Source organism: Pseudomonas knackmussii B13 (genome assembly GCF_000689415.1).
GTDB lineage: Bacteria > Pseudomonadota > Gammaproteobacteria > Pseudomonadales > Pseudomonadaceae > Pseudomonas > Pseudomonas knackmussii.
Genome location: NZ_HG322950.1, coordinates 4,259,134 through 4,281,597 on the forward strand (window position 1 = coordinate 4,259,134; position 22,464 = coordinate 4,281,597).

Annotated in this window: 24 protein-coding genes; 10 read left to right on the top strand and 14 right to left on the bottom strand. The window is 65.7% G+C overall.

Features of this window, described 5'->3' with window-relative positions; all coding sequences use genetic code 11:
• Positions 1 to 17: 17 nt before the first annotated feature.
• From PKB_RS19955 to rnd, 3 genes are all read right to left on the bottom strand, one after another.
• Positions 18 to 950 carry a D-2-hydroxyacid dehydrogenase gene (locus tag PKB_RS19955; protein WP_043253821.1) on the bottom strand — a complete coding sequence of 311 codons (933 nt, stop codon included), beginning with the start codon at positions 948 to 950 and terminating at the stop codon, positions 18 to 20.
• A gap of 261 nt (positions 951 to 1,211) precedes the next feature.
• A complete protein-coding gene (locus PKB_RS19960; protein ID WP_043253823.1) occupies positions 1,212 to 1,505 on the bottom strand; it encodes a YcgL domain-containing protein in 294 nt (97 codons plus the stop codon).
• Complete coding sequence (rnd, locus tag PKB_RS19965) at positions 1,502 to 2,641, bottom strand: ribonuclease D (protein WP_043253826.1); 1,140 nt, start codon at positions 2,639 to 2,641, stop codon at positions 1,502 to 1,504. The genes PKB_RS19960 and rnd overlap by 4 nt, the downstream gene beginning before the upstream one ends.
• Positions 2,642 to 2,779: 138 nt before the next feature.
• Between rnd and PKB_RS19970 the strand changes: the two genes are divergently transcribed.
• On the top strand, positions 2,780 to 3,841 hold the full coding sequence (locus PKB_RS19970) for an SMP-30/gluconolactonase/LRE family protein (RefSeq protein ID WP_043257545.1): 1,062 nt from the start codon (positions 2,780 to 2,782) through the stop codon (positions 3,839 to 3,841).
• Between the two features lie 6 nt (positions 3,842 to 3,847).
• Here PKB_RS19970 and PKB_RS19975 read toward each other — a convergent pair whose 3' ends face one another.
• The gene (locus PKB_RS19975) at positions 3,848 to 4,645 is read right to left on the bottom strand and encodes a lysophospholipid acyltransferase family protein (RefSeq protein ID WP_043253828.1); all 798 of its coding nucleotides are present in this window, start codon (positions 4,643 to 4,645) and stop codon (positions 3,848 to 3,850) included.
• 102 nt (positions 4,646 to 4,747) lie between these two features.
• Here PKB_RS19975 and PKB_RS19980 point away from each other — a divergent pair, with 102 nt between their 5' ends.
• From PKB_RS19980 to PKB_RS29260, 4 genes are all read left to right on the top strand, one after another.
• Positions 4,748 to 5,602 (top strand): sulfurtransferase, encoded by an 855-nt coding sequence (locus PKB_RS19980; RefSeq protein WP_043253831.1) that lies wholly within the window; start codon positions 4,748 to 4,750, stop codon positions 5,600 to 5,602.
• Between the two features lie 249 nt (positions 5,603 to 5,851).
• Positions 5,852 to 6,331 carry a hypothetical protein gene (locus tag PKB_RS19985; RefSeq protein WP_043257548.1) on the top strand — a complete coding sequence of 160 codons (480 nt, stop codon included), beginning with the start codon at positions 5,852 to 5,854 and terminating at the stop codon, positions 6,329 to 6,331.
• Between the two features lie 217 nt (positions 6,332 to 6,548).
• Positions 6,549 to 7,823 carry an outer membrane protein transport protein gene (locus PKB_RS19990; RefSeq protein ID WP_043253832.1) on the top strand — a complete coding sequence of 425 codons (1,275 nt, stop codon included), beginning with the start codon at positions 6,549 to 6,551 and terminating at the stop codon, positions 7,821 to 7,823.
• Positions 7,824 to 7,932: 109 nt separating this feature from the next.
• Positions 7,933 to 9,155, top strand: a protein-coding gene (locus PKB_RS29260; RefSeq protein WP_156958003.1) for an IS3 family transposase whose coding sequence is annotated in 2 segments (ribosomal slippage) — positions 7,933 to 8,284 and positions 8,284 to 9,155 — 1,224 coding nt in all. Because the reading frame shifts where the segments join, the coding sequence is not laid out codon by codon here.
• 53 nt (positions 9,156 to 9,208) lie between these two features.
• On the opposite strand, the gene PKB_RS20005 is transcribed toward PKB_RS29260, so the two are convergent.
• The 5 genes from PKB_RS20005 to PKB_RS20020 form a co-directional block, all read right to left on the bottom strand.
• A complete protein-coding gene (locus PKB_RS20005; protein ID WP_043253834.1) occupies positions 9,209 to 10,144 on the bottom strand; it encodes a DUF2167 domain-containing protein in 936 nt (311 codons plus the stop codon).
• Positions 10,145 to 10,244: 100 nt separating this feature from the next.
• The gene (locus PKB_RS20010; RefSeq protein WP_052355337.1) at positions 10,245 to 10,799 is read right to left on the bottom strand and encodes a glutathione peroxidase; all 555 of its coding nucleotides are present in this window, start codon (positions 10,797 to 10,799) and stop codon (positions 10,245 to 10,247) included.
• 58 nt (positions 10,800 to 10,857) lie between these two features.
• A complete protein-coding gene (locus PKB_RS30370; protein ID WP_269090588.1) occupies positions 10,858 to 10,983 on the bottom strand; it encodes a hypothetical protein in 126 nt (41 codons plus the stop codon).
• A complete protein-coding gene (locus PKB_RS20015; protein WP_156958143.1) occupies positions 10,980 to 12,176 on the bottom strand; it encodes an MFS transporter in 1,197 nt (398 codons plus the stop codon). Before PKB_RS20015 ends, PKB_RS30370 begins: the two co-directional genes overlap by 4 nt.
• A gap of 73 nt (positions 12,177 to 12,249) precedes the next feature.
• On the bottom strand, positions 12,250 to 12,666 hold the full coding sequence (locus PKB_RS20020) for a MarR family winged helix-turn-helix transcriptional regulator (RefSeq protein ID WP_043253838.1): 417 nt from the start codon (positions 12,664 to 12,666) through the stop codon (positions 12,250 to 12,252).
• A gap of 147 nt (positions 12,667 to 12,813) precedes the next feature.
• On the opposite strand from PKB_RS20020, the gene PKB_RS20025 reads away from it, so the two are divergent.
• Positions 12,814 to 14,634, top strand: a complete 1,821-nt coding sequence (locus PKB_RS20025) for an acyl-CoA dehydrogenase C-terminal domain-containing protein (protein WP_043253840.1) — start codon at positions 12,814 to 12,816, stop codon at positions 14,632 to 14,634.
• A gap of 138 nt (positions 14,635 to 14,772) precedes the next feature.
• Here the strand turns inward: PKB_RS20025 and PKB_RS20030 are convergent, their stop codons facing one another.
• Complete coding sequence (locus tag PKB_RS20030) at positions 14,773 to 16,089, bottom strand: DEAD/DEAH box helicase (protein ID WP_043253842.1); 1,317 nt, start codon at positions 16,087 to 16,089, stop codon at positions 14,773 to 14,775.
• A gap of 184 nt (positions 16,090 to 16,273) precedes the next feature.
• Between PKB_RS20030 and PKB_RS20035 the strand changes: the two genes are divergently transcribed.
• The 3 genes from PKB_RS20035 to PKB_RS20045 all read left to right on the top strand — a co-directional run bounded on the left by PKB_RS20035 (position 16,274) and on the right by PKB_RS20045 (position 18,198).
• Complete coding sequence (locus tag PKB_RS20035; protein WP_043253845.1) at positions 16,274 to 16,819, top strand: dihydrofolate reductase family protein; 546 nt, start codon at positions 16,274 to 16,276, stop codon at positions 16,817 to 16,819.
• Entirely contained in the window at positions 16,816 to 17,223 is a 408-nt protein-coding gene (locus tag PKB_RS20040) for an NUDIX hydrolase (RefSeq protein WP_043253847.1), read from the top strand. The genes PKB_RS20035 and PKB_RS20040 overlap by 4 nt, the downstream gene beginning before the upstream one ends.
• A 372-nt stretch (positions 17,224 to 17,595) precedes the next feature.
• Entirely contained in the window at positions 17,596 to 18,198 is a 603-nt protein-coding gene (locus PKB_RS20045) for a C40 family peptidase (RefSeq protein WP_043253850.1), read from the top strand.
• Positions 18,199 to 18,248: 50 nt separating this feature from the next.
• Here the strand turns inward: PKB_RS20045 and rarD are convergent, their stop codons facing one another.
• The 4 genes from rarD to PKB_RS20065 all read right to left on the bottom strand — a co-directional run bounded on the left by rarD (position 18,249) and on the right by PKB_RS20065 (position 21,463).
• The gene (rarD, locus tag PKB_RS20050; protein ID WP_043253852.1) at positions 18,249 to 19,151 is read right to left on the bottom strand and encodes an EamA family transporter RarD; all 903 of its coding nucleotides are present in this window, start codon (positions 19,149 to 19,151) and stop codon (positions 18,249 to 18,251) included.
• Positions 19,148 to 20,011 carry a carboxylate/amino acid/amine transporter gene (locus PKB_RS20055; RefSeq protein ID WP_043253854.1) on the bottom strand — a complete coding sequence of 288 codons (864 nt, stop codon included), beginning with the start codon at positions 20,009 to 20,011 and terminating at the stop codon, positions 19,148 to 19,150. The genes rarD and PKB_RS20055 overlap by 4 nt, the downstream gene beginning before the upstream one ends.
• A 390-nt stretch (positions 20,012 to 20,401) precedes the next feature.
• Positions 20,402 to 21,001, bottom strand: a complete 600-nt coding sequence (locus PKB_RS20060) for an FMN-dependent NADH-azoreductase (RefSeq protein ID WP_043253856.1) — start codon at positions 20,999 to 21,001, stop codon at positions 20,402 to 20,404.
• 147 nt (positions 21,002 to 21,148) lie between these two features.
• On the bottom strand, positions 21,149 to 21,463 hold the full coding sequence (locus PKB_RS20065) for a hypothetical protein (protein WP_043253857.1): 315 nt from the start codon (positions 21,461 to 21,463) through the stop codon (positions 21,149 to 21,151).
• A 55-nt stretch (positions 21,464 to 21,518) separates the two neighbouring features.
• On the opposite strand from PKB_RS20065, the gene PKB_RS20070 reads away from it, so the two are divergent.
• Positions 21,519 to 22,460, top strand: coding sequence for a PA3225 family LysR-type transcriptional regulator (locus tag PKB_RS20070; protein ID WP_043253859.1), 942 nt, complete (start codon positions 21,519 to 21,521; stop codon positions 22,458 to 22,460).
• Positions 22,461 to 22,464 lie beyond the last annotated feature (4 nt).

A 22,464-nucleotide genomic window follows, 5' to 3' on the forward strand; every position in this document is an offset into this window, starting at 1 on the left:
GCAAGCGGGGCGTTTTTTCAGTAACCGCGGGCGAAGTCCACTTCGCCGCGCATCGCCTGCCCGGCCCAGAAGCGCGACAGGTTATCGCGGAACAGCTCGACCATCGGCCCCGGCAGGGTCGGCGCAGCAGTATGGCCGGTGAGCAGCAGGCGCGGCGTCATCCAGAACGGGTGGTGCGCGGGTAATGGCTCCTCGCGGCAAACGTCGATGATTGCGCCGGCCAGGCGGTTGTTTTCCAGCGCGGCGACCAGATCGGCATCGACCACGGCATTGCCGCGCCCGGCGTTGATGAACAACGCCGAAGGCTTCATCCGCTGGAACAGCGCCAAGTCGTAGAGATCGTGGGTGTCCGGGGTGTCGGGTAGCAGGTTGATCACGTAGTCGGCGGTTTCTACCAGGCGCGGCAGCTCGCTCAGCGCGCCCATGCGCTGGAACGGCTGCAACGACCGGGGCGTACGCGCCACGCCGGTCAGCTCGACGCCGAACGCGGCCAGCATGTGCGCCACCGCCTGACCGATCTCGCCGGCACCGACCAACAGCACGTGGCGCCCGCGCAGGCTGCCCGGCGCGCGGTCGTCCCACTGGCTGCCGACCTGGCTGGCCAGGCGGCCGAGGAACTGGCGCTCGTGGGCGAGCATGTAGGTCAGCAGGTACTCACTCATCACCTGGCCGAAAATGCCCACGGCGCGGGTCAGCGCATAGTCGCAGGGCAGATCGGTGGCCAGCAGCGGAGTAATCCCGGCCCAGGTCGATTGCACCCAGACCGGATGCACACCCTTGCGCAGCAGTTGCGCCACCAGGTCGGGCTGGCCCAGCCACACCGGGCATTCGCTGGCGGCGTCCAGAACCTTGTCCGGGCTGTCGCCGGCGACGACGTTCAGATTGGGTTCCGCCGCCATGAGCAGGGCGGCATAGAGCTTATGGTCGCGATCGAGAATGAGCACGCGCATGGTCTAGGTCGCACCGTCCGGTTGGCAGGGCATGGGCATTTGGCTGGTCATGGTCGAAACATCCCTGCCGGTTCGGCGCTGTCGGGGCTGTTGGAACGAAGGCCTTTAAGACAGGCTGGAAGGCCTGTAAGACAGGCTGGAAGGCCAGGCGTTCCGCGCCCTGTAACTACTATTTCCAGCAATAATGCGCCCGATTCCGACACTTGCCCATAGATAGAGCGGCGCGCGCGGGATTACGTCGGTTTTCCGTCACCCGCTGAATTACAGCGGGTCGTTCATCCGCAGCAGTTCTTCGGGCAGGTGCTCGATGTACTCCTCTTCCCCCGGCGGCATCTGCAGGTGGTAGCCCTGCTTCTCGATGTTCTCCAAAACCTTCTCGATATCCTCGCGCGCCAGCTTGCGCTCGGGGGTCAGCACCAGGTCGAAGGCGTGCTGCGGCGCGCCGAATGCGGCCAGCAGCGCCTCGGGCACGCGGCTGAGGGCTTCGCGCTTGTCGACGTAGAGGTACATCTCGTTCTTGCGCGGGCTTTTGTAGATGGAGCAGATGCGTTTCATGGTTTCTCCGCAGGGCTCAGGCAATCCAGCAGGGCCTGGCCCATCAATTCACGGCGCCAGCCCTGCAGGGAGTCGGGCAGGCGATAGGGGCCGTCGGGGTAGCCGGTCTTGAGCAGCGCCTCAAGGATTTTCTTGCGCAGCATGAGCTCGGGCGCCATGCCCTGGCGCTCCGCTTCGCGCTGGCCGACTTCGCGCAGTTGCTTGAGCAGCGGCGTGACTTCGCGCGGCAGCGGCTCGGGCAGCGCCTGCGGCCACTCGGACTCGGGCAGCGCGGCGGCATGGGCCATCAATTGCAGGAGGGTGTCGCCATCCTGGCGCACGGTGCGCGGATGCATGTCTTCGATGCGGGCCAGTGCCACCTTGTCGGTCGGCTGGAAGCGCGCCAGCGGCCACAGCGTCGGCTCGCGCAGCACGCGGTTGCGCGGCTGATTGCGCAGGCGTGCCTGCTCCTCCCGCCAGGCGCAGAGCTCGCGCAGCACGGCGAGTTGCCGCGGCGCCAGTTTCCAGGCCAGCTTGACCTCGCGCCAGGCTTCGCGCGGGTCGCTGACGCGGGTCTGGTTCGCCACAAGGTCCGCGCCGTCGGCCAGCAGCCAGGCCAGCTTGTGCTCGGGCAGGCGCGGCGCCAGCTTCACGTAGACCTCGGCGAGGTGCTGCACGTCCTCGGCGGCGTAGCGCACCTGCATGTCGGTCAACGGGCGCTGCAGCCAGTCCGATCGGGTCTCGTCCTTGGGCAGCTCGATGCCGAGGATTTCCAGCACCAGCTTCGAATAGCCCATGGAATGCGGCATGCCGAGGTAGGCGGCGGCCAGCTGGGTGTCGAACAGCGGTTGCGGCAGGCTGCCGGTCAGGCGCAGGAAGACCTCCAGGTCCTCGCCGCAGGCGTGGAAGACCTTGACCACCGACGGCGCTTCGAGCACGGCAGCAAATGCCGACCAGTCGCGGATCAGCAGCGGATCGATGAGCCAGGCGCAGTCGCCGTCGCCAACCTGGATCAGGCCGGCCTCGGGGTAGAAGGTATCGACGCGCATGAACTCGGTATCGAGTGCCAGGTACGGCCGTTGTTTCCAGTCCTGGCATTGCTGCGCCAGGCTGGCATCGTCGCGGATCCACCGGATATCGAGGGCGCTCACGAACATCTCCTTGCTTTCAGTGGAGCGCATTATATCGGCGCGCCGAGGTCCGGGCATTCGGCTTTTGCGGGCGAAGCTGCAGGGTTCGGACGAAATCCGTAACTTTCCGTCCCCAGGATCCCCAACAAGAAGAAGCCTTCAATGATGAAGAAACTCGCAAGCTTGCTGGTTTTGCTCGTCGCCGCCCTGGCGATCTATCTCGTCGTTACCCCCAGCCCCATCGACCCGGTCGCCTGGACCCCGCCAACGGCGCCGAAACTGACCGGCGTACTGGAACCCAACGACACCCTGATGAAGGCCGAACTGCTCGGCCAGGGCCAGGTGCATGGCCCGGAAGACACCGCCGTGGACAAGGACGGTCGCGTCTACGCTGGCCTGGCCGACGGCCGCGTGGTGCGCCTGGACGGCAACGGCCAGGTACAGACTTTCGCCGACACCGGCGGCCGCCCGCTTGGCATGGACTTCGACGCCCAGGGCAACCTGATCGTCTGCGACGCCTGGAAGGGCTTGCTGAAGATCGACCCGCAGGGCCAGATCACGGTGCTGAGCACCCAGGCCGATGGGCAGCCCTTCGGCTTCACCGACGACCTCGACATCGCCAGCGACGGGCGCATCTATTTCACCGACGCCTCCAGTCGCTTCCACCAGCCCGATTACGTCCTCGACCTGCTGGAGAGCCGTCCACACGGCCGCCTGCTGCGTTACGACCCGGCGAGCGGCAAGACCGAGACGCTGCTCAAGGACCTGTACTTCGCCAATGGCGTGGCGCTGTCCGCCCACGAGGATTTCGTGCTGGTCAACGAGACTTATCGCTACCGGATCACCCGCTACTGGCTGACGGGTCCCAAAGCCGGGCAGAACGAGGTCTTCGTCGATAACCTGCCGGGGCTGCCGGACAACCTGCAGGGCGATCGCGCCGGCACCTTCTGGGTCGCCCTGCCCTCGCCGCGCAAGGCCGATGCCGACTTCATCCTCCCGCATCCCTGGCTCAAGGCGCAGCTGGCCAAGCTGCCGCGCCCGCTGCTGCCCAAGCCGACGCCCTACGGTCTGGTCCTCGCCCTGGACGAGAGCGGCAAGGTACTGCGCAGCCTGCACGACACCAGCGGCCAGCACCTGCGCATGATCACCTCGGCCAAGCCGGTGGGCGACTACCTCTACTTCGGCAGCCTGGAGAACGACCGCATCGGTCGCCTGCAGATTCGCTGACAGCCCTCAGCTGAGCGCCAGCGGCTCTTTCGCAGGCGCTTCAACCTTGGCGGGTGCGGCTGGTTCGAGCAGATTCTGCATGCGCTCGCGCACCTCGCCGATCAGGGCATCCAGCCCCCGCTCATGAAACGCAGCGGCATCGATCGGTTGGCCCACCAGCAGGTCCACCGGCTGGCCCAGGTTGAGGTCGAAGGTGCGCGCCGGCAGCACGCGATGGATACCGCGAATGGCCACCGGGATGATCACCGCGTCGGTGTCCAGGGCCAGGCGGAAGCAGCCCTTCTTGAACGGCAGCAGGCGCCCGTCGGGGGAACGCGTGCCTTCCGGCGCCGCCCACAGGACGATGCCGCTTTCCATCATCGCGCGGGCGCGCTCCAGATCGTCACGGGCACGCTGGCCGTTGTGCCGGTCCACGGACGGGAACTCGGCGGCGCGCATGGCCCGGCCAAGCACCGGGATTCGGTACAGCTCCTTCTTCGCCAGCATGCGGATCGAGCCTGGCAGGGCGGCAAAGCTGGCGGGGATGTCGTAGTGACTGGAGTGGTTGCAGAGGATCATGTAGCGCCGACCGTCACTGAAGGTCGGCACAGTCCCGTGCACGCTCAAGCGCATGCGCACCAGGCGCAGCAAAAGCCCGGACCATTCGCGGGTGTAGCGGTCGACCTGCTCGCGGCCCAGGCGCCCGCAAGCCGCCCGGCCAAGCACCAGCAAGCTGTAATGGAGCGTCACCAGCGTAGTGGCGACGGCGACATAGACAATGCGGAAAAGGGACGCGCCCTGAACCCTCGGCTGCAGGCTGAACATGCACGAAACTCCAATCGATTGAGGAAAGCCGCCGAACCCAGCGCTTTCGCTGCACAAGCCTTATGATGCGCCGAGACATCGCTACGACACAGGAACCCGCACATGTCGCTCGCCCGCCTGCTCACCCCGCAACAACTGGCAGCCCGCCTGGACGATCCCGGCCTGCTGATCCTCGATTGCCGTTTCGCGCTGGATGACCCCGGCTACGGAGCCCGCGTCTTCGCCGAGAACCACATTCCCGGGGCGCAATACGCCGACCTCGAGCGCGACCTGTCTGCGCCGGTAATAAAGGGTGTAACCGGGCGCCATCCGCTCCCCGACGCGCAAGCCCTGCTGCAACGCCTGCGCGACTGGGGCCTGGACAACAGCGACGAAGTGGTGCTGTACGACGACGGCCCCGGCGCCTTTGCCGCCCGCGCGTGGTGGCTGCTGCTGTGGCTGGGCAAGCGTGACGGCGTCTACCTGCTCGACGGCGGCCTGAACGCCTGGCGCGCCGCCAACCTGCCGCTGACCACCGCCAAACCCGCGGTGCAGCCGGGCGCCTTCCAAGGCCGGCCAGACGCCAGCCTGCTGATCGACGCCAACGGCCTCTCGACCCTGCTCGCCGACGCCCAGCCGCCGCTGATCGATGCCCGCGCGGAGCCGCGCTTCCGTGGCGAGGTCGAGCCCATCGACCCGGTTGCCGGGCACATTCCCGGCGCGCAGTGCGCGGCCTTCACCGACAACCTCGGCAGCGACGGCCGCTTCCTCCCGCCCTCGCAGCTGCACCAGCGCTTCGCCCACCTGCTGCGTGGGCGCCCGGCGGAATCCCTGGTCGCCTACTGCGGATCTGGCGTAACCGCCTGCCACAACCTGTTCGCCCTGAGCCTCGCCGGCTACCCGCTGGGCCGACTGTACGCAGGCTCCTGGAGCGAGTGGATCACCGACCCCGCGCGCCCCGTGGCCACCGGCGCCTGAGCGCTCCAACGCAGGCGGCCGCCCGTGCCGCCTGCGCAGTCACTGGCCGCGACTAGCAGCGAGCGGCTAATCACGACGCGGAATATGCCCGCGAAGCAGCAAGTCAAAACAATTTAAAAACAGTCCTTTACAGCCGATTTGTCGCACTACACTTCAAATCGAGCGGCTAAGTTCGCTTACGGCGGGGCCCAGGAGAACATCAGAAGCTGCCAAAGCGCCCAGCCCCGCCGGCTAATGAGGGACAAGACCATGGGAATAGCCGCCAGCGACCTGCGACAGCACGTCATCCGGCCCACATTGCTGTATCTGGATCGACACAGCGATGCGGCCGAGGTGCTGTTGCTGGGAGCGGCGGCATGTCAAACAGCCCTGGGCAGCAATCTCGACTGCCGCCACGGCCACGGACTCTTCCGCATCGACGAGCGAAGGCACCAGCAGGTCTGGGACCGCTACCTGGCCACCGATCCCGATCTGGCCAGCCGCGTCCGAGGCCTGGCCAGCCAACACGCCTTCCTCAGCGCCCCGCACCTCGAATTGACCGTCAACCTGCGGTACAGCGTCGCAATCGCCTGGATGCTGGTCGAAGCGACCCACCTGCCCCTCCCCAATGCCGCCGATCACCTCGCCCTCGCTCGCATCTGGCGCCGCGTCTTTCAGCCCCACGGGCACCTGCACGACTTTCTCGACGCCTGGCAACGGCACATTGGGAACCTGGTGCAAGTGGCCTGAAGTTGAACTGACCAACCGGTCAATTCACATTTGCCTACAACGAAATCAGAAGTGACCTACTGGTCACTTTCCGTTTACCTACAGACACAAATGTAACGGCGCCGATTAGCCCGCCGCCTCGCATCCGGAAGCCCGGAATAGAGCGCCCACAAGGGCTACCCATTGCTGGGGAATCTTGCTAGTTTGCGCGCCGTTGACCACAGGAGTTGCTTTAACAATGAAAACAACATGGCTCAAAACCACTCTCGCACTGACCATCAGCGCCGCCTCTGCCCAGGCCCTGGCCAACGGCATCGCGATTAACGAACAAAGCGCGAGTGGCGCGGGCACCGCCTACGCCGGCCGCGCCTCCTCCGCACTGGACGCCAGCACCGTCTTCGGCAACCCGGCCGGCCTGAGCAAGCTCAAGCGCACCGAAGTGAGCGGCGGTCTGGCGATCGTCGACGCCAAGGACGACATCAGCGACGCCCAGGGCCCGAACAAGGGTTCCAACAAGGGTGATTCCGTACCGCTGGCCGCCGTTCCGTTCGGCTACGTCTCCACGCCGATCAACGACGACTTCACCTTCGGCTTCGGCATGTACGTGCCCTACGGCATCATCAACGACTACGAGAACGGCTTCCAGGGCAGCTACCACGGCTCTTACAGCAAGGTTCAAGTCATCACCCTGCAGCCAACCATCGCCTACAAGATCAACGACAAGGTCTCCGTTGGCTTCGGTCCGACCATCAACCGCATCGACGGCCAGCTGAAGAACGACCTGGCGACCAATGCGCTGAACGGCGGCAAGGGCGACACCCACATCGACATCAAGGGCGACGACACCGCGCTGGGCTACAACATCGGCGTGATGGTCGACCTGACCGACGACACCACCTGGGGTCTGACCTACCACTCCAAGGTCGACTACCACCTGGACGGTCGCACCAAGGTCAAGAACGCGCCTAACGGCCTGGGCCTGAACGGCAGCTACGACGCCAAGCTGGACATCACCCTGCCGGAAAACGTCGATACCTCCTTCACCCACAAGTTCGACGACAAGTGGACCGGCTACATCGGCGCCGTCTGGACCCGTTGGAGCCGCCTGGACAAGATCGAGGTGGAGAACAGCGGCGTTCCGGCCCTCGGCCAGGCCCTGGGCTTCGGCACCATCGGCGAAAACCTGAACTGGAAGGACACCTGGTCCGGCTCCATCGGCGCCTCCTACCAGCTGAACCAGGAGTGGGTGCTGCGTACCGGTTACGCCTACGACCCGTCGCCGACCAGCAACGCCGACCGCAACGTGCGCATCCCGGTAGGCGATCGCCAGATCGTCACCTTCGGTGCAGGCTGGTCGCCGAACGCCGACCTGACCGTCGACGTGGCCTATGCCTACCTCTGGGAAGACACCGCAAGCGTCAACCAGGAAGGCACTGCGCTGCAGCCGGCCTACAGCGCCAAGTACGACAACAGCGCCAACGGCCTGACCGCCCAGGTCACCTATCGCTTCTGATAGGCCGTAGCGCACAAGAAAAAGCCGGGCTTCTGCCCGGCTTTTTCGTTTCCCTTGTCCCGTCCTGAATAAGGTTTACACCTTCGCCCTTATTTCAGGAGAGCCCCCGATGGCAGAAGGTGTTCGTCGCAGCCAGCGTGATTACACGCTGGCTTTTAAACTGGCGGTGGTCGACCAGGTCGAAAAAGGAGAAATGAGCTACAAGGAGGCTCAGGCCCGCTATGGCATCCAGGGCCGCTCGACGGTGCTGGTGTGGTTACGCAAGCATGGCCGGCAGGACTGGAACCAGGGCGCCTCCCTTCGAAAGGCTCGGAGCCCGGATATGAATACCCCGAAATTGCCATTGACCCCGGAACAACGCATCAAGGAACTCGAGCAGCAGCTTGAGGTGATGAGCCAGAAGGCGCAGTTCTTCGAGGCCGTGGTGAATGTGCTGAAGAATGACTACGGCGTTTCGATCGTAAAAAAGCGTCCCGGCAAGTCCTCACGCAAAGGCAAGTCCAAGCGCTGAGTGTTAGCAGGGCTTGCCAGTTCATGGGCATCAGCCGCCAGGCGTACTACCAGCGCAACCGGGCGGCGGATCAGCGCAGCCAGCAGGATCGACAGATCGCCCAGTTCGTGCGGCAGGTACGGATGCGTCAGCCGCGCCTGGGAGCACGCAAGCTGCATTATCTGTTGCAGCAGCAAGCGGAAGCCGCGTTGCGAGTTGGGCGCGATCGCCTGTTCCGGGTGCTGGCCGAGCACCGCCTGCTGGTTCGACCCAAGCGGGCGTACCACAAGACCACCCACAGTTTTCACCGGTTCCATCGCCATCCCAATCTGCTCAAGCCAGGGCCGCAACAGGTCTTGCCCGATGCGCCGGAGCGCGTCTGGGTTGCCGACATCACCTATCTGCCCAGCCAGAGCGGCCCGCTGTACCTGAGCCTGGTCACCGACGCCTATTCGCGCAAGATCGTCGGCCATCACGTCCACGACAGCCTGCACGCCGAGTCGGTGGCCCATGCCTACAGCCAGGCCCTGCGGCGCCGCACGACGCAGGAACCCCTGGTGCATCACTCCGACCGAGGAATTCAGTACTGCTCGGGGCTTTACCAACGCCTGCACGCGCAGCACGGAGCAATCTGCTCGATGACCGACGGCTACGACTGTTACCAGAATGCGCTGGCTGAGCGCGTCAACGGCATCCTGAAGAACGAGTTGCTGGAGCATCCTCCCGCCGACCTCGCGCAGGCGCGCCGCATGGTGCGTGAAGCCGTCGACATCTATAACCGCGAGCGCCCTCACCTGGCCCTGAAATACAAAACGCCCGATGCGGTGCATCGGGCGTTCTGAGGTCTGGAGCATGGCCTGAGAGGTGTAAACCTATTTCAGGACTAGACACCTATTCAGCCCTGCGGCGGCACCGGCGGCTGCTTGTTGCGCTTGAACAGCCGGCTGAGCCAGCCGAACGCAAGCACCGGCAGCAACCACAGCTTCTTCAGCAAGACCAGCATCGAGGCGAGCAGCCCCACCTTGGCAGCCAGCTTGCCGGCCACCAGCGCGCCCAGGCCATAGGCGGCCACCTTGTCCAACTCCGGGTTGAAGTCCATGTAGCGGTTGCCCGGGTTGAACTCGGTCATGGCCAGCACGCTTGCAAGGTTCTTCTCGATCAGCGGCAACTGCTCCATGCCGGCGATGAAATTCAGCACCAGCACGCCTTTGCGCCCAAGCACGCGGATGTTGTAGTTCAGCGTGTGCTCCTTGGCGTCGCCGAACTTCAATTCCTTGGCCCAGTACAGTTTCTTGCCCTCGGCGTCGTAGTGCGGCGGCGTTGCCCAGCCGACAAGTTCGATCGGCTCGAAACCCTGCTTGATCCGTTCCGGATTGGCTTCGCGCATGTCCTGCTGCATGTCCTTGAGCATGCTCGTGTAGTCGATACGCCCGGCGTCCTCGTCGGACACATAGCCATCGGCCTCGTACTGCACGATGACAGCCCAGGCCTGCGGATCGAACGGCGAGACTCTGGCCGGCATCAGCAGGCCCAGCGGCGGCGTGGTGCGCGGCGGGTTGCCCCAGGCCTCGAGCACCGCCTCTGCGTCCTTGCCGTCGAGGAAGACGAAGCTGTCTGGCAGGTCGAAGGTGGCCAGGTTGTCGCCAACCACGATCTTGCCCTTCTGGAATTTCAGGCGGGCGACGAATTCCTCGGTGGTCTGTGGCTTGCTTTCGGCGACACCGGGCACGTCGGCTTGTGCCTGGGTAGTGATCGGCTGTGCGGCGACGGCCACACCGAGGGGAAGCGCCTGGGTGAGGAAGAGGGCCAGGCAGAGGCTCTTACCATCCATGAGAAGGCTCCTGTGAGGAATGATCGATCCTTGATGACAGGTCGCGGCGGCGCGCGACCCTCGACATTATTCCTTACAAATGCGCCCTCCTGCCAGTTGCTCAAGGCTGGCTGGCGATGGCCTTCTCGATGGCCGCCTGCAACGCTGGATCATCCGGCTTGGTGAGGCTGGGGAACTCGCCGACCACCTTGCCCTGGCGGTCCACCACGTACTTGTAGAAGTTCCAGCGCGGCGCCTGGTCGGCCTGGCGCGCCAGTTCCTTGAACAGCGGGATGGCGTCGTCGCCGCGTACCGGCTGCACCTGGGTCATGTTGAAGGTCACGCCGTAGTTGCCGTAGCAGACCTTGGCGGTCACTTCGGTGTCGGCATCTTCCTGCTTGAAGTCATCGGACGGCACGCCAAGCACTTCCAGGCCCTGTCCCTTGTAGCGCTGGTAGATCGCCTCCAGGCCCTTGAACTGAGGAGTGAAGCCGCAGTGACTGGCGGTATTGACCACCAGCAGCGGCTTGCCGGCGTAGAGCTCGCAGAGATCGAGATCGACCTTGGAGCGCAGCTTCTGCAAGTGCCCCTGCTGTGCGAGCAGCGGCGGACAGTCGGCGGCCTGCGCGGCCAGGGGTGCGAAGAAGAACAGGCTGATGAGCAGGTAGCGGGACATGTGCGGATTCCTCGAGTAATCGAGTGACGCTACTCTCCTGCCCCGCCCGCGGCAATCCTCAGAAGCAATGCCCCAGGCCGGCCTGCAGCAGCGCCAGGCCGCCATGCGCCCAGCCCCACCAGGCCAGGCCCAGCAGCAGCGCTGCCAGCAGGCCTAGCCCGAGTTGCAGGACTCGCGGACTCACGCGACCTCCGCGGCAGCCAGGCGCGCCACCGGGCGCTCGCGCACCGGCCAGTTGAGCAGGCCGGCGAGCAGCGAGAGCAGGATGGAAATCTGCCAGACCAGGTCGTAGTTGCCGGTGTGGTCATAAACGTAACCGCCCAGCCAGCCGCCGAGGAAAGCGCCGATCTGGTGGAACAGGAAGGTGATGCCACCAAGCATCGACAGGTTACGTACGCCGAACAGGGTCGCCACCGTGCCGTTGGTGAGCGGCACCGTGGACAGCCACAGCAGGCCCATGGCGATGCCGAAGGCGTAGGCCGTCCATACCGTCAGCGGCGCCCAAAGGAAGGCGAGTATCACCAGACCACGGATCAGGTAGAGCGCAGTCAGCAACTTCGGCTTGCTCCAGCGACCGCCGAGCCAGCCGGCGAGGTAGGTACCGAACACGTTGAACAGCCCGACCAGCGCCAGCACCGTGGTGCCGACCGTGGCCGGCAGGTGACGGTCCACCAGATAGGCCGGCAGGTGCACGCCGATGAACACCACCTGGAAGCCACAGACGAAGAAGCCCAGCGAAAGCAGCCAGAAGCCCGAATGCCCACAGGCCTCGCGCAGCGCCTCGCCCAGGGACTGTTCATGGGCCAGCACCGGCAGCGGCTTGTCGCGCATCAGGCCGGCCAGCGGCACGATCAGCGCCACCAGCAGGCCGAGGGCAAGCAACGCCGTCGACCAACCGAGCCAGCCGATCAGCCCGAGGGTGCCGGGCAGCATGGCGAACTGGCCGAAGGAGCCGGCGGCGGCGGAAATGCCCATCGCCATGCTGCGCTTCTCCAGCGGAACGGCGCGGCCGACCGCGCCGAGAATCACCGAGAAGGAAGTGCCCGAAAGGCCGATGCCGATCAGCAGACCGGCGCTCAGCGACAGGCTGGCAGCCGAGTCGGCATGCCCCATCAGCACCAGGCCCACGGCGTACAGCAGCCCGCCGACCAACACGGCGCGCCCTGCGCCGTAGCGGTCAGCCAGGGCGCCAGTGAACGGCTGGGCGATGCCCCAGATCAGGTTCTGCAGGGCAATGGCAAAGGCGAACACCTCACGCCCCCAGCCGAACTCGGCGCTCATTGGCGCGAGGAACAGGCCGAAGCCGTGGCGAGTGCCCAGCGACAAGGCCAGGATCAGGGCGCCGGACAAGAGGATCCAGAATCCCGTGCGCGACAGCTTGGACATTGTTCTTATCTCCAGTAGGGGTATATACCCGCTTCAATCCGTTCATTCGCCCGAACCCGTCGGTTCAGCCGAGGCTTTCCAATTCACCAAGCAATGCCATCAACTGCGCGCGATTGGCCTCGCCGAGTTGCTCATGCATGCGCTGCTGCGCCGCCTCCCAAGGCGCGGCGCCCTGCTCCAGGCGCTCGCGACCGGCCTCGGTGAGCAGCACCAGGCGGTTGCGCTGGTCGCCAGCGTCGCCCTGCAACTGCACCAGACCTTCGGCCTGCAGCGGCTTGAGGTTGCGCCCGAGGGTGCTGCGGTCCAGGCCCATGGCATCCGCGAGCGCAGAAATGCTCGGCTCGTCGAGGCGTGCCAGATGGCGCAGCAGGGAAAATTGCGCGACCGTCAGCCCGATGCCTTGCAAGGCATCGTCGTAGACACGGGTGACGCCTCGCGCAGCACGGCGCAATTGGGTGCAAAGGCATTGGGTCTTGAGCATTGCGTGTATATACCCGCGATACCTGGGAGCGTCAATCGCGCGGTGACCGATTGTCCTTTCTGCCAGATGGCGGTTGTTGCCGCTGCCAAGGGCAGGCGCGGCGGCCGGCCGTATAACTGCGCCGACAGTCCCACCGAGATCACTGCGATGCCCCTCTACAAAGCCCCGCTGCGCGACACCCGCTTCCTGCTCAACGAGGTCTTCGACTTCCCCGAGCACTATCGCAACCTGATCAACGGAGCCGACGCCACGCCGGACATGGTCGACGCCATCCTAGGCGAGTGCGCGAAGCTCTGCGAGGAAGTCGTCGCCCCGCTCTACCACTCCGGCGACGAGGAAGGCTGCCACCTGGTAAACGGCGAGGTACGCACGCCCAAGGGCTTCAAGGAAGCCTACGACGCCTACGTGGCCGGCGGCTGGCAGGGCCTCTCGCACCCGGTGGAATACGGCGGCCAGGGCCTGCCGATGAGCCTGGGCGCGCTCAAGCAGGAGATGCTCGGCACCGCCAACTGGCCGTTCTCCATGTATCCGGGCCTGTCGCTTGGCGCGATGAACACGGTTATGCAGCACGGCTCCGAGGAACAGAAGCGCACCTACCTGACACCCCTCACCGAGGGCCGCTGGGGCGGCACCATGTGCCTTACCGAACCGCAGTGCGGCACCGACCTTGGCCAGGTGAAGACTCGCGCCGAAGCCAACGCCGACGGCAGCTACGCCATCAGCGGCACCAAGATCTTCATTTCCTCGGGCGACCACGACCTCACCGAGAACATCGTGCACATCGTCCTCGCCCGCCTGCCTGACGCGCCCAAGGGCACTCGCGGCATCTCGCTGTTCATCGTGCCCAAGTTCCTGCCGAACACCGAGGGCGGCGTGGGCGAACGCAACGGCGTGAGCTGCGGCGCGCTGGAGAAGAAGATGGGCATCAAGGCCTCGGCGACCTGCGTGATGAACTTCGACGGCGCCACCGGCTACCTCATCGGCCCACCGAACAAGGGCCTGGAATGCATGTTCACCTTCATGAACAGCGCCCGCATCGGCACCGCCATCCAGGGCGTCGCTACCGCCGAGCTGGCCTACCAGGGCGCGCTAGCCTATGCCCGCGAGCGCCGCTCGATGCGCGCGCTATCCGGGACCAAGGAGCCGGAACAGGTCGCCGACAGCCTCATGCACCACGGCGACGTGCGCCGTATGCTGCTGACCCAGAAGGCCGTGGCCGAGGGCGGCCGCGCGCTGGTCTACCTGGCCACGCAGTACGCCGACAAGATGATCCAGGGCCTGCTGACCGGCGACAACGCCGAGTACGAGCGCTGGGACGACAAGCTCGGCTTCCTTACCCCGATCCTCAAGGGCTGCCTCACCGAACTGGGCCTGGAAAGCGCCAACCTGGGCATGCAGGTGTTCGGCGGCCACGGCTACATCCGCGAGCACGGCATGGAGCAGATCGTCCGCGATGCGCGCATCGCCACGCTTTATGAAGGCACCACCGGCATCCAGGCGCTGGACCTGCTCGGCCGCAAGGTCCTGCTGATGACACACGGCAAGGCCGTACGCGACTTCACCAAGGTGGTCGGCAGGTTTGCTGTCGATCTGCTCAAGCAAGAACCGGCCATGCGCGGCCGCGCCCTCACCCTGCTCAAGCTCTGCGCGCAATGGAACCTGCTGACCCTGCGCATCGCCCTCACCGCCCGCAAGGAACGCGACCTGGTGGGCACCGCCAGCCACGACTACCTGATGTTCTCCGGCTACGTCGCCCTGGCCTACTCCTGGGCGCTGCAGGAAGCCGCGGCACGCAAGCGCCTGCGCCAGGGCGGCGGCGAGTCGAGCGACTTCTACAAGGCGAAGATCGCCACCAGCGACTTCTACTTCGCCCGCCTGCTGCCGCGCGCCAAGGGCCACGCGGCGGCGATGGGCAAGCCGGTGAAGTCGGTGATGGGGCTGAAGGCGGAGCATTTCGCCTTCGAGTAATGCGAGAACCTGGTAGGAGCGGACCTTGTCCGCGAATCGCGCGCATGGCGCGCTCCTACAGTTTTTTCGCGGATGAGATCCTACAGATCAAAAGTGTGCGGCGGATGTCCGGTTCCGGTCACCCGCCCAGGCCGAGGCTTATTCCGCCGCCGGCTTCTTGCGCTTGAGCGGCGCCATGCCGTCGCTGCTGGCCAGCGGTGCCTTCGGTTTGGCTGCCGGCTTGCGCTTGGCGGCGGGCTTGGCGCCGGCCTTCTTGCCAGCGTCGGTCTTTTTCTTCTTGGTCCCGGCAGCCTTGCCCGAGGCCTTGACCTTCTTCGGCCCCTTGTAGCTGGCCTTCAGGCCCGGGATGACGCGTTGCTCGAAGCGCAGCTTGAGGTAGCGCTCGATGCTCGACATCAGGTTCCAGTCGGTGTGCGCGACCAGCGAAATGGCGACACCGGCAGCGCCCGCGCGACCGGTGCGGCCGATACGGTGCACGTACTCGTCGCCCTTGCGCGGCATGTCGTAGTTGATCACCAGGTCCAGGCCGTCGACGTCCAGGCCGCGGGCGGCGACGTCGGTGGCGACCAGGATCTTCACCGCGCCCTGCTTCAGGCGCTCGATCGCCAGCTTGCGGTCCTTCTGGTCCTTCTCGCCGTGCAGGACGAAGACCTTGTGCCCGGCGGCGATCAGCCGGCCGGTCAGGCGGTCGGCCTGGACGCGGGTGTTGGTGAAGACGATGGCCTTCTCGTAGGTCTCGTTCTGCAGCAGCCAGAACAGCACGGCTTCCTTGTGCTCGCCCTCGTCGACCAGCACGACCTGCTGGCTCACCTCTTCGTTGAGCTCGCTGACCTGGTTCAGCAGCAGGTGCTCCGGCTCGCGCAGCACGGTTTCGATCATCTCGCGCAGGCCGCTGCCGGTGGTGGCGGAGAACAGCAGGGTCTGGCGCTGCGCCGGGCATTGCGCGGCGAGCTTGAGCACGTCCTCGGAGAAGCCCATGTCGAGCATGCGGTCGGCTTCATCGAGCACCAGCACCTCGACATCGTTCAGCGGCAGGTTGCCGGCGTTGAACTGCTCGTTCAGCCGGCCAGGGGTGCCAATGATGATTTCCGGGTTCTTGCGCAGGCGCGCGCCCTGCACCTTGAAGTCCTCGCCCCCGGTGATCAGGCAGGCCTTGATGAAGGTGAACTGGGCGAAGCGCTCGACTTCCTTGAGGGTCTGCTGGGCCAGCTCGCGGGTCGGCAGCAGGATCAGCGCGCGGGCGCCGCTCTTGGGCTTTTCCTCGGCGAGCAGGCGATGCAGCAACGGCAGCAGGAAGGCGGCAGTCTTGCCGCTGCCGGTCTGCGCCGTCACGCGCAGGTCGCGGCCCTCCAGCGCCTTCGGGATGGCGGCGGCCTGCACGGCGGTCGGCTCGGTGAAGGACAGGCTGTCGAGCGCCTTGAGCAGGCGTTCATGGAGGGCGAATTGGGCGAACAAGGCAAACCTCGGCGTGACGAAAGATCAAATAGCTGCATAGCCTACCGGTTGCCGCCGGCGAACGCAGGTTTTATTCGCCTGCCGGCGCAAACGGACGGACTTCATCCGGTCGCCTGGCCGCGATGCCAGGGCAGTGCCATGCTCAGGACAGGTGCGCAACGCGCGCCCATTCCGGAGAACGACCGTGCCACCGACCCTCATCTATTACGTGGCCGCCAGCCTGGACGGCTTCATCGCCCGCCCCGACGGCAGCGTCGACTGGCTGCCCGCACTGGCCGGCAGCGACGACGATCACGGCTACGCCGCTTTCTATGCCGGCATCGATGGCCTGCTCATGGGCCGTGCCACCTACCTGCAGTGCCTGGATTTCGGCACCTGGCCCTATCCGGACAAACCGGTCCTGGTGCTGACCCGCGCCAATCACCTGCCCCGGGCGTCTGCGCAGCTGGAACTGCGCCACTGTTCGCCGGCCGAAGCCCTGGAGCATCTGCACGGCCTGGGTTGCGAGCGCATCTGGCTGGTCGGCGGCGGCAGCCTGGCCGGCAACTGCCTGGCGGCCGACTTGCTCGACGAGGTGATCGTCAGCATCATTCCGCACCTGCTCGGCGCCGGCATCCCGCTGTTCGGCATCGGCCTCGAGCGACGCCTGCAGTTGCTCGAGCAGCGCAGTTTTCCCAGCGGCATCGTGCAGATGCGCTACCAGGTGCTGAAGGAACGCCCCGAACCATGACCCAGACCGTACTCGCCATCGCCGCCGCCTGCCTGCTCGACGAAGCCGGCCGCCTATTGCTCGTGCGCAAGCGCGGCACTCGCGCCTTCATGCTGCCCGGCGGCAAGCGCGAACCCGGCGAGAACCCGCTCCAGGCGCTGCAGCGCGAACTGCAAGAAGAGCTCGGCCTGGCGTTGCCGGAAGCGGCCCTGGCGCCGCTCGGCCGTTTCCAGGCCGCAGCAGCCAACGAGCCCGACACCCAGGTCGACGCCCACATCTACCTGGCCGCCCTGCCCCATCCGGTGGCCGCCGCAGCGGAGCTGGAAGAGCTGGCCTGGCTGGAGCGCGATGCCGAACCGATGGCCAATCTGGCGCCCCTGCTACGCGAAAAAGTCCTGCCTGCGCTGAAAAATCACCACGAGTGATGACGAAAAGCAGTCAATAACCTGCACTTCGTCGGGTTTTTACCCGGGTCACCACATCGCGTTATCCCCCTCCGCGCGCCCTTTCCCGGGGCGCGACCCGGCCATTGGCCACCCCGCGAAGAACCCCATTGCATAGGGCTTCCGGCGATAAGGCCGGCCCCCGACCCACGGGTGCTGGCACATGTCATCAGCCGCTCGCGGAGTCACATTGCTCATTTTTCAATCGACGAACGGTAAAAACACTGTCACCTGAAGTCGGTCAGAATGCCGCCACTTTTCCTCACGGACCAAAGGACACCATCGCCCGCCGAAGAGCAACGGCGATCCAGCGGAGTCTGGGTTACATCAACAACCAGTAAGAAGACATGCCGAATGCGCAGTACCCTTTTGACATGCCTTTCCATAGGCTTGGCGACTAGTTTGGCCGCCTTTGTAACCGGGGTGGAAGCCTCTCCGCGGGCTGTACGAACCTACTCGCCCGCTCCACTCGAACTCCGCGTCCCGCTGCAGGGCAAGGACCTGCTGGGCGTGCCCGCGCCGACCAAGCAGGCCCCCAGTGACGCCCACCAGGTGACCCAGCGTGCCTTCAGCATGATCGGCACGCCCTACCGCTGGGGCGGCACCTCGCCCAAGGGCTTCGACTGCAGCGGCCTGGTCAAGTACGTGTACCGCGATGTCGACGACGTCGAACTGCCGCGCACAGCCCGGGCCATCTACCAGAGCAGCAACCCCAAGGTCTCGCGCGGCGACCTGCAGCCCGGCGACCTGGTGTTCTTCCGCATCCGCAGCCGCAGTGTCGACCATGTCGGCATCTATGTCGGCAACGACCGCTTCGTCCACGCACCGCGTCGTGGGCAGAAGGTCAAGGTGGCCAACCTCAACGACAAGTACTGGCAGCGCCATTACCTGGCCGCCAAGCGTGTCCTGCCGGAAACCCTGGCCAAGGCCGACCTGCCCGGACACCGTTACGAGTAAGCCGAGCCGCACAGCAAAAACCCCGGGCATGCTGCCGGGGTTTTTCGTTTTCAGCCATTCATTCCGCGCCGTGCCTGCTTGCGCAACAGGCGCACACTGTCCCAGCCGGTAAGCAGAATCGCCAGCCAGATCGGCCCGTAGGTCCACAGCTGCTCGGCCCTGAAACTCTCACCGAGGAACAGCACGGCCAAGGCGAACAGCAGCATCGGCTCGACGTAGCTGAGGATGCCGAATAGCCCCATCGGCAGCAGCCGGCTGGAGGCCATCATGGCGCCGAAGGCCAGCGCGCTGATCAGCCCGAGCACCGGCAGCAATGCCCACAGGCGCGGCGTATCGACGAACACGTGGCGATCGCCGAAGTGCCAGATGGTCCACACGGCGAAGGGCAGCAACACCAGCATCTCGAAGACGAAGCCGGAAAGCGCGTCCACGCCCATGCGCCGGCGCAGCATGAAATACGGTGGATAACCCAGCGCGGTGATCAGGCTGAACGCGGAAAAGGCACGAGTCAGCCAGAGCTCGTGGAGCACGCCAATCAGGGCGAATGCGACGGCGATGCTCTGCAGCGGCGTCAGGCGTTCGCCATAGAACAGCCGACCGCAGAGCACCATGGTCAGCGGCAACAGGAAGTACCCGAGGGACAGCTCCAGCGTCCGGCCGATCATGGGCGCGTAGATGAACACGCCCCACTGCACCAGCATCATCGCCGCGCTCAGCGGGAAGCACAGCAGCAGCCAGCGCTCGCGCAGCAAGCGTCGGGCGGCGTCGCGCAGCACTGCGGTCTGGCCTGTGAAGTAGACCAGCAGCAGAACCATGGGGATCGACCAGACCACCCGGTGCGCCACCACCTGCACGCTGTCCAGAGGCGCCAGCCAGCGCAGGTAGCCAGGCAGGGTGACGAATAGCACCGAGGCGGCCAGGGACAGCGCCACGCCCCGTCCGGAAATGTTCATGCCGGTACGCTCCGGCGCAGCCCGAGGCGATTGACCCAGAGCGACGCCACTATCACCGCGCCGCCCAGCGCCAGGCGCCCGAGGTCGGCGTGCTGGTTCCAGATCAGCAGGTTGATCAGCAAGCCGACCGGCACGTGCAGGTTGTTCATCACGGCCAGCGTGCCGCCATCGACCAGGGTGCCGCCCTTGTTCCACCAGAACTGGCCGAGCGCAGTCGCGCCGAAGCCCATGAACAGCAGCACCCACCATTGCACCTCGGTGCTCGGCAACTTCTGCGGGTTGCCCCACAGCAGCCAGCCCGGCAGCGCCACCAGCAGCGCGCCGACGAAGAAGTAGCCGAAGCGGCGGAACTGCGGGACATCCGAGGGATAGCGGGCGACCAGGTGCTTATAAAGGACCTGCCCCGCGGCGAAGGTGGCATTGGCCAGTTGCAGCAGCAGGAAGCCTTCGAAGAAGGCGCCGCTGACGCCGTCATAGCGAATGATCGCAGCGCCCAGCACGGCAACGGCAGCGGCCAGCAGCGCCCAGGGGTTGAAGCGGCGGTTCAGCGCATCGTCGATCAGCGCCACGTGCAAAGGCGTGAGCACGGTGAACAGCAGCACTTCCGGCACCGTCAGCACCCGGAAGCTCTGGTAAAGGCAGACATAGGTGATGCCGAACTGCAGCGCGCCGACCAGCATCACCCCGCCGATGAAGCGCGGCGCCACCCCGCGCCAACGGGTCAGCGGCAGGAACACCGCGCCGGCCAGCAGCACGCGGGTGAGCACGGCGAAGTAGCTGTCCACCTGGCCGGCGAGGTATTCGCCGATCAGGCTGAAGGAAAACGCCCAGAGGACGGTGACGAAAAGCAGGTAAGGCATGACCGCAGCACCAGAAAGGGGCGGGGAAAATAGCGGTTTTGGCCCGGCGAAGGAAGCGTAGCGGGTCCGCGGCGAGCGGAGCTGGAAACCTTCCCTGGCCTGGCGATCAATGACTGCGCGTATCCGTTTACTGGATCCCCGCGTTCGCGGGGACGACGGGGGACGCTGGACAGCGTCTTCTCCCCGCGCGGGCTTCAGGTTCCCTCCCCCTATTACCCATCGAGCCTCGGCGCCTTCCCCGCGCACGCGGGGCCCCAGCAGAAAGCTGGTGGTAACCATGCCGCGACCAGAAAAGAAAAAGCCCGGTCGGCATTGGCGGGGAAGCCGTCGACCGGGCATTGCGCCCAGGAGCGTGGGGGCGCGCAAGGAGAGAGTCGGGGGAGAAGGCGGTCAGGCCACCGCGGCCAGTTGCTCGCGAGCCTTGGCCAAACCCTTGTCGGCGAACTCGCCGCCCATGTTCAGGCCCTCGGCATGCACGAAGGTGACGTCATGGATGCCGATGAACGCCATGGCCTGGCGCAGGTAGGGTTCCTGGTGGTCCAGCGGGCCGCCGGCGTAGACGCCGCCACGGGTGGTCAGCACGTAGGCGCGCTTGCCGGTGAGCAGGCCCTGCGGGCCGGTCTCGGTGTACTTGAAGGTGACGCCGGCGCGCAGCACGTGGTCGAGCCAGGACTTCAGGGTGCTAGGGATGGCGAAGTTGTACATGGGGGCGGCCAGGACCAGTACGTCGGCGGCCAGCAGCTCATCGGTCAGCAGGTTGGAGCGTTGCAGCGCGGCGCGTTCGGTCTCGCTCTGCTCCGCGGCCGGCTTCATCCAGCCACCCAGCAGGTCGGCGTCCAGGTGCGGCACTTGCTCGACAGCCAGGTCACGTACCTTGATCTCGTCCGCCGGATGGGCGGCGCGCCAGTTGGCGATGAACTCGGCGGTCAGTTGGCGGGATACGGAACCTTGTTGGCGGGCGCTGCTTTCGATAACCAGGACACGGGACATTTGCTGGACCTCCATCGGTCGTTGCGTCGATGGAGGTCAGCTTATGGAGAGATTTATCGATTAAAAAGCGTAAAATTCTGCTTCAATCTATCGAACAAGTTGATTTAATTCCTGTCCGGTCCTAGGCTGAAGCCAGTGTCGGCCACATCAGGCCGGGTTGCAGGTCACCTTCACGCGCAGCTTGATGATGGAGCGGCCGAAGCTGGCGGTGAGGTTCTTGGTCTTGCCGGCGGGGATCACAGCCTTGCGCACCTTGGGATTCTCCGGGCCGTTCTGGAACGTCGCGGAGCAGGCCACGTCCTGCTTGCCGTAGTTCTGCAACAGTACCGCGCCCATGGTGTCGCCGATGTCCTGGGTCTGGACGTCGATTTCCATGCCGTTCAGGGACTTTTCCACCTCGGTCGGGTAGGCCAGGGCGGTCAGCGGCAAGCACAGCAACAGCGCACAGCAAATACGTTTCATGAGGGGGTCTCGCTGGATTCAGGCAGGCCGCCAGATTAGACAAGAGGAGGCGAGGATGAAAGCGCCCCGCGTTACCCTGGATCAATGGCGGACCCTGCAGGCGGTGGTCGATCACGGCGGCTTCGCCCAGGCCGCAGACGCCCTGCACCGCTCGCAATCGTCGATCAGCTACACGGTCGCGCGCATGCAGGAGCAGCTCGGCGTGCCGCTGCTGCGCATCGACGGCCGCAAGGCGGTGCTCACCGAGGCCGGCGAGGTGCTGCTGCGCCGCTCGCGGCAACTGGTGAAGTCCGCCAGTCAGCTGGAAGACCTCGCCCATCACATGGAGCAAGGCTGGGAGCCCGAGGTGCGCCTGGTGGTGGACGCCGCCTACCCGACCCTGCGGGTGGTCCGCGCCCTCTCCGCCTTCATGCCGCAGAGCCGCGGCTGCCGCGTGCTGCTGCGCGAAGAGGTGCTCTCCGGCGTGGAAGAAGCGCTGATCCAGGGCCACGCCGACCTCGCCATCAGCGGCCTGCACATTGCCGGCCACCTGGGCGCCGAACTGTCCATGGTGGACTTCGTCGCGGTCGCCAACCCGGACCATCCCCTGCACCGCCTGCAGCGCGAGCTGACCCACCAGGACCTGGAAACCCACATGCAGGTGGTGATCCGCGACTCCGGCCGCTTGCAGCCGCGCGACGTCGGCTGGCTCGGCGCCGAGCAGCGCTGGACGCTGGGCAGCCTCGCCACCGCCGCCACCTTCGTCAGCAACGGCCTGGGCTTTGGCTGGCTGCCACGGCACATGATCGAGCGCGAACTGCGCGACGGCCAGCTCAAGGCCTTGCCGCTGGCCCAGGGCGGCACCCGGGAGAGCCGCTTCTACCTCTACCCGAACAAGGAGAAGCCGCTGGGGCCGGCCACGCAGATCCTCGTCGAGCTGCTGAAGACCTTCGCCAGCGTGCCCCTCGACGCCCCCTTCGCCGCACCGGAAGCGCCAGCCGACTCGTCGATCCGTTGAGGAG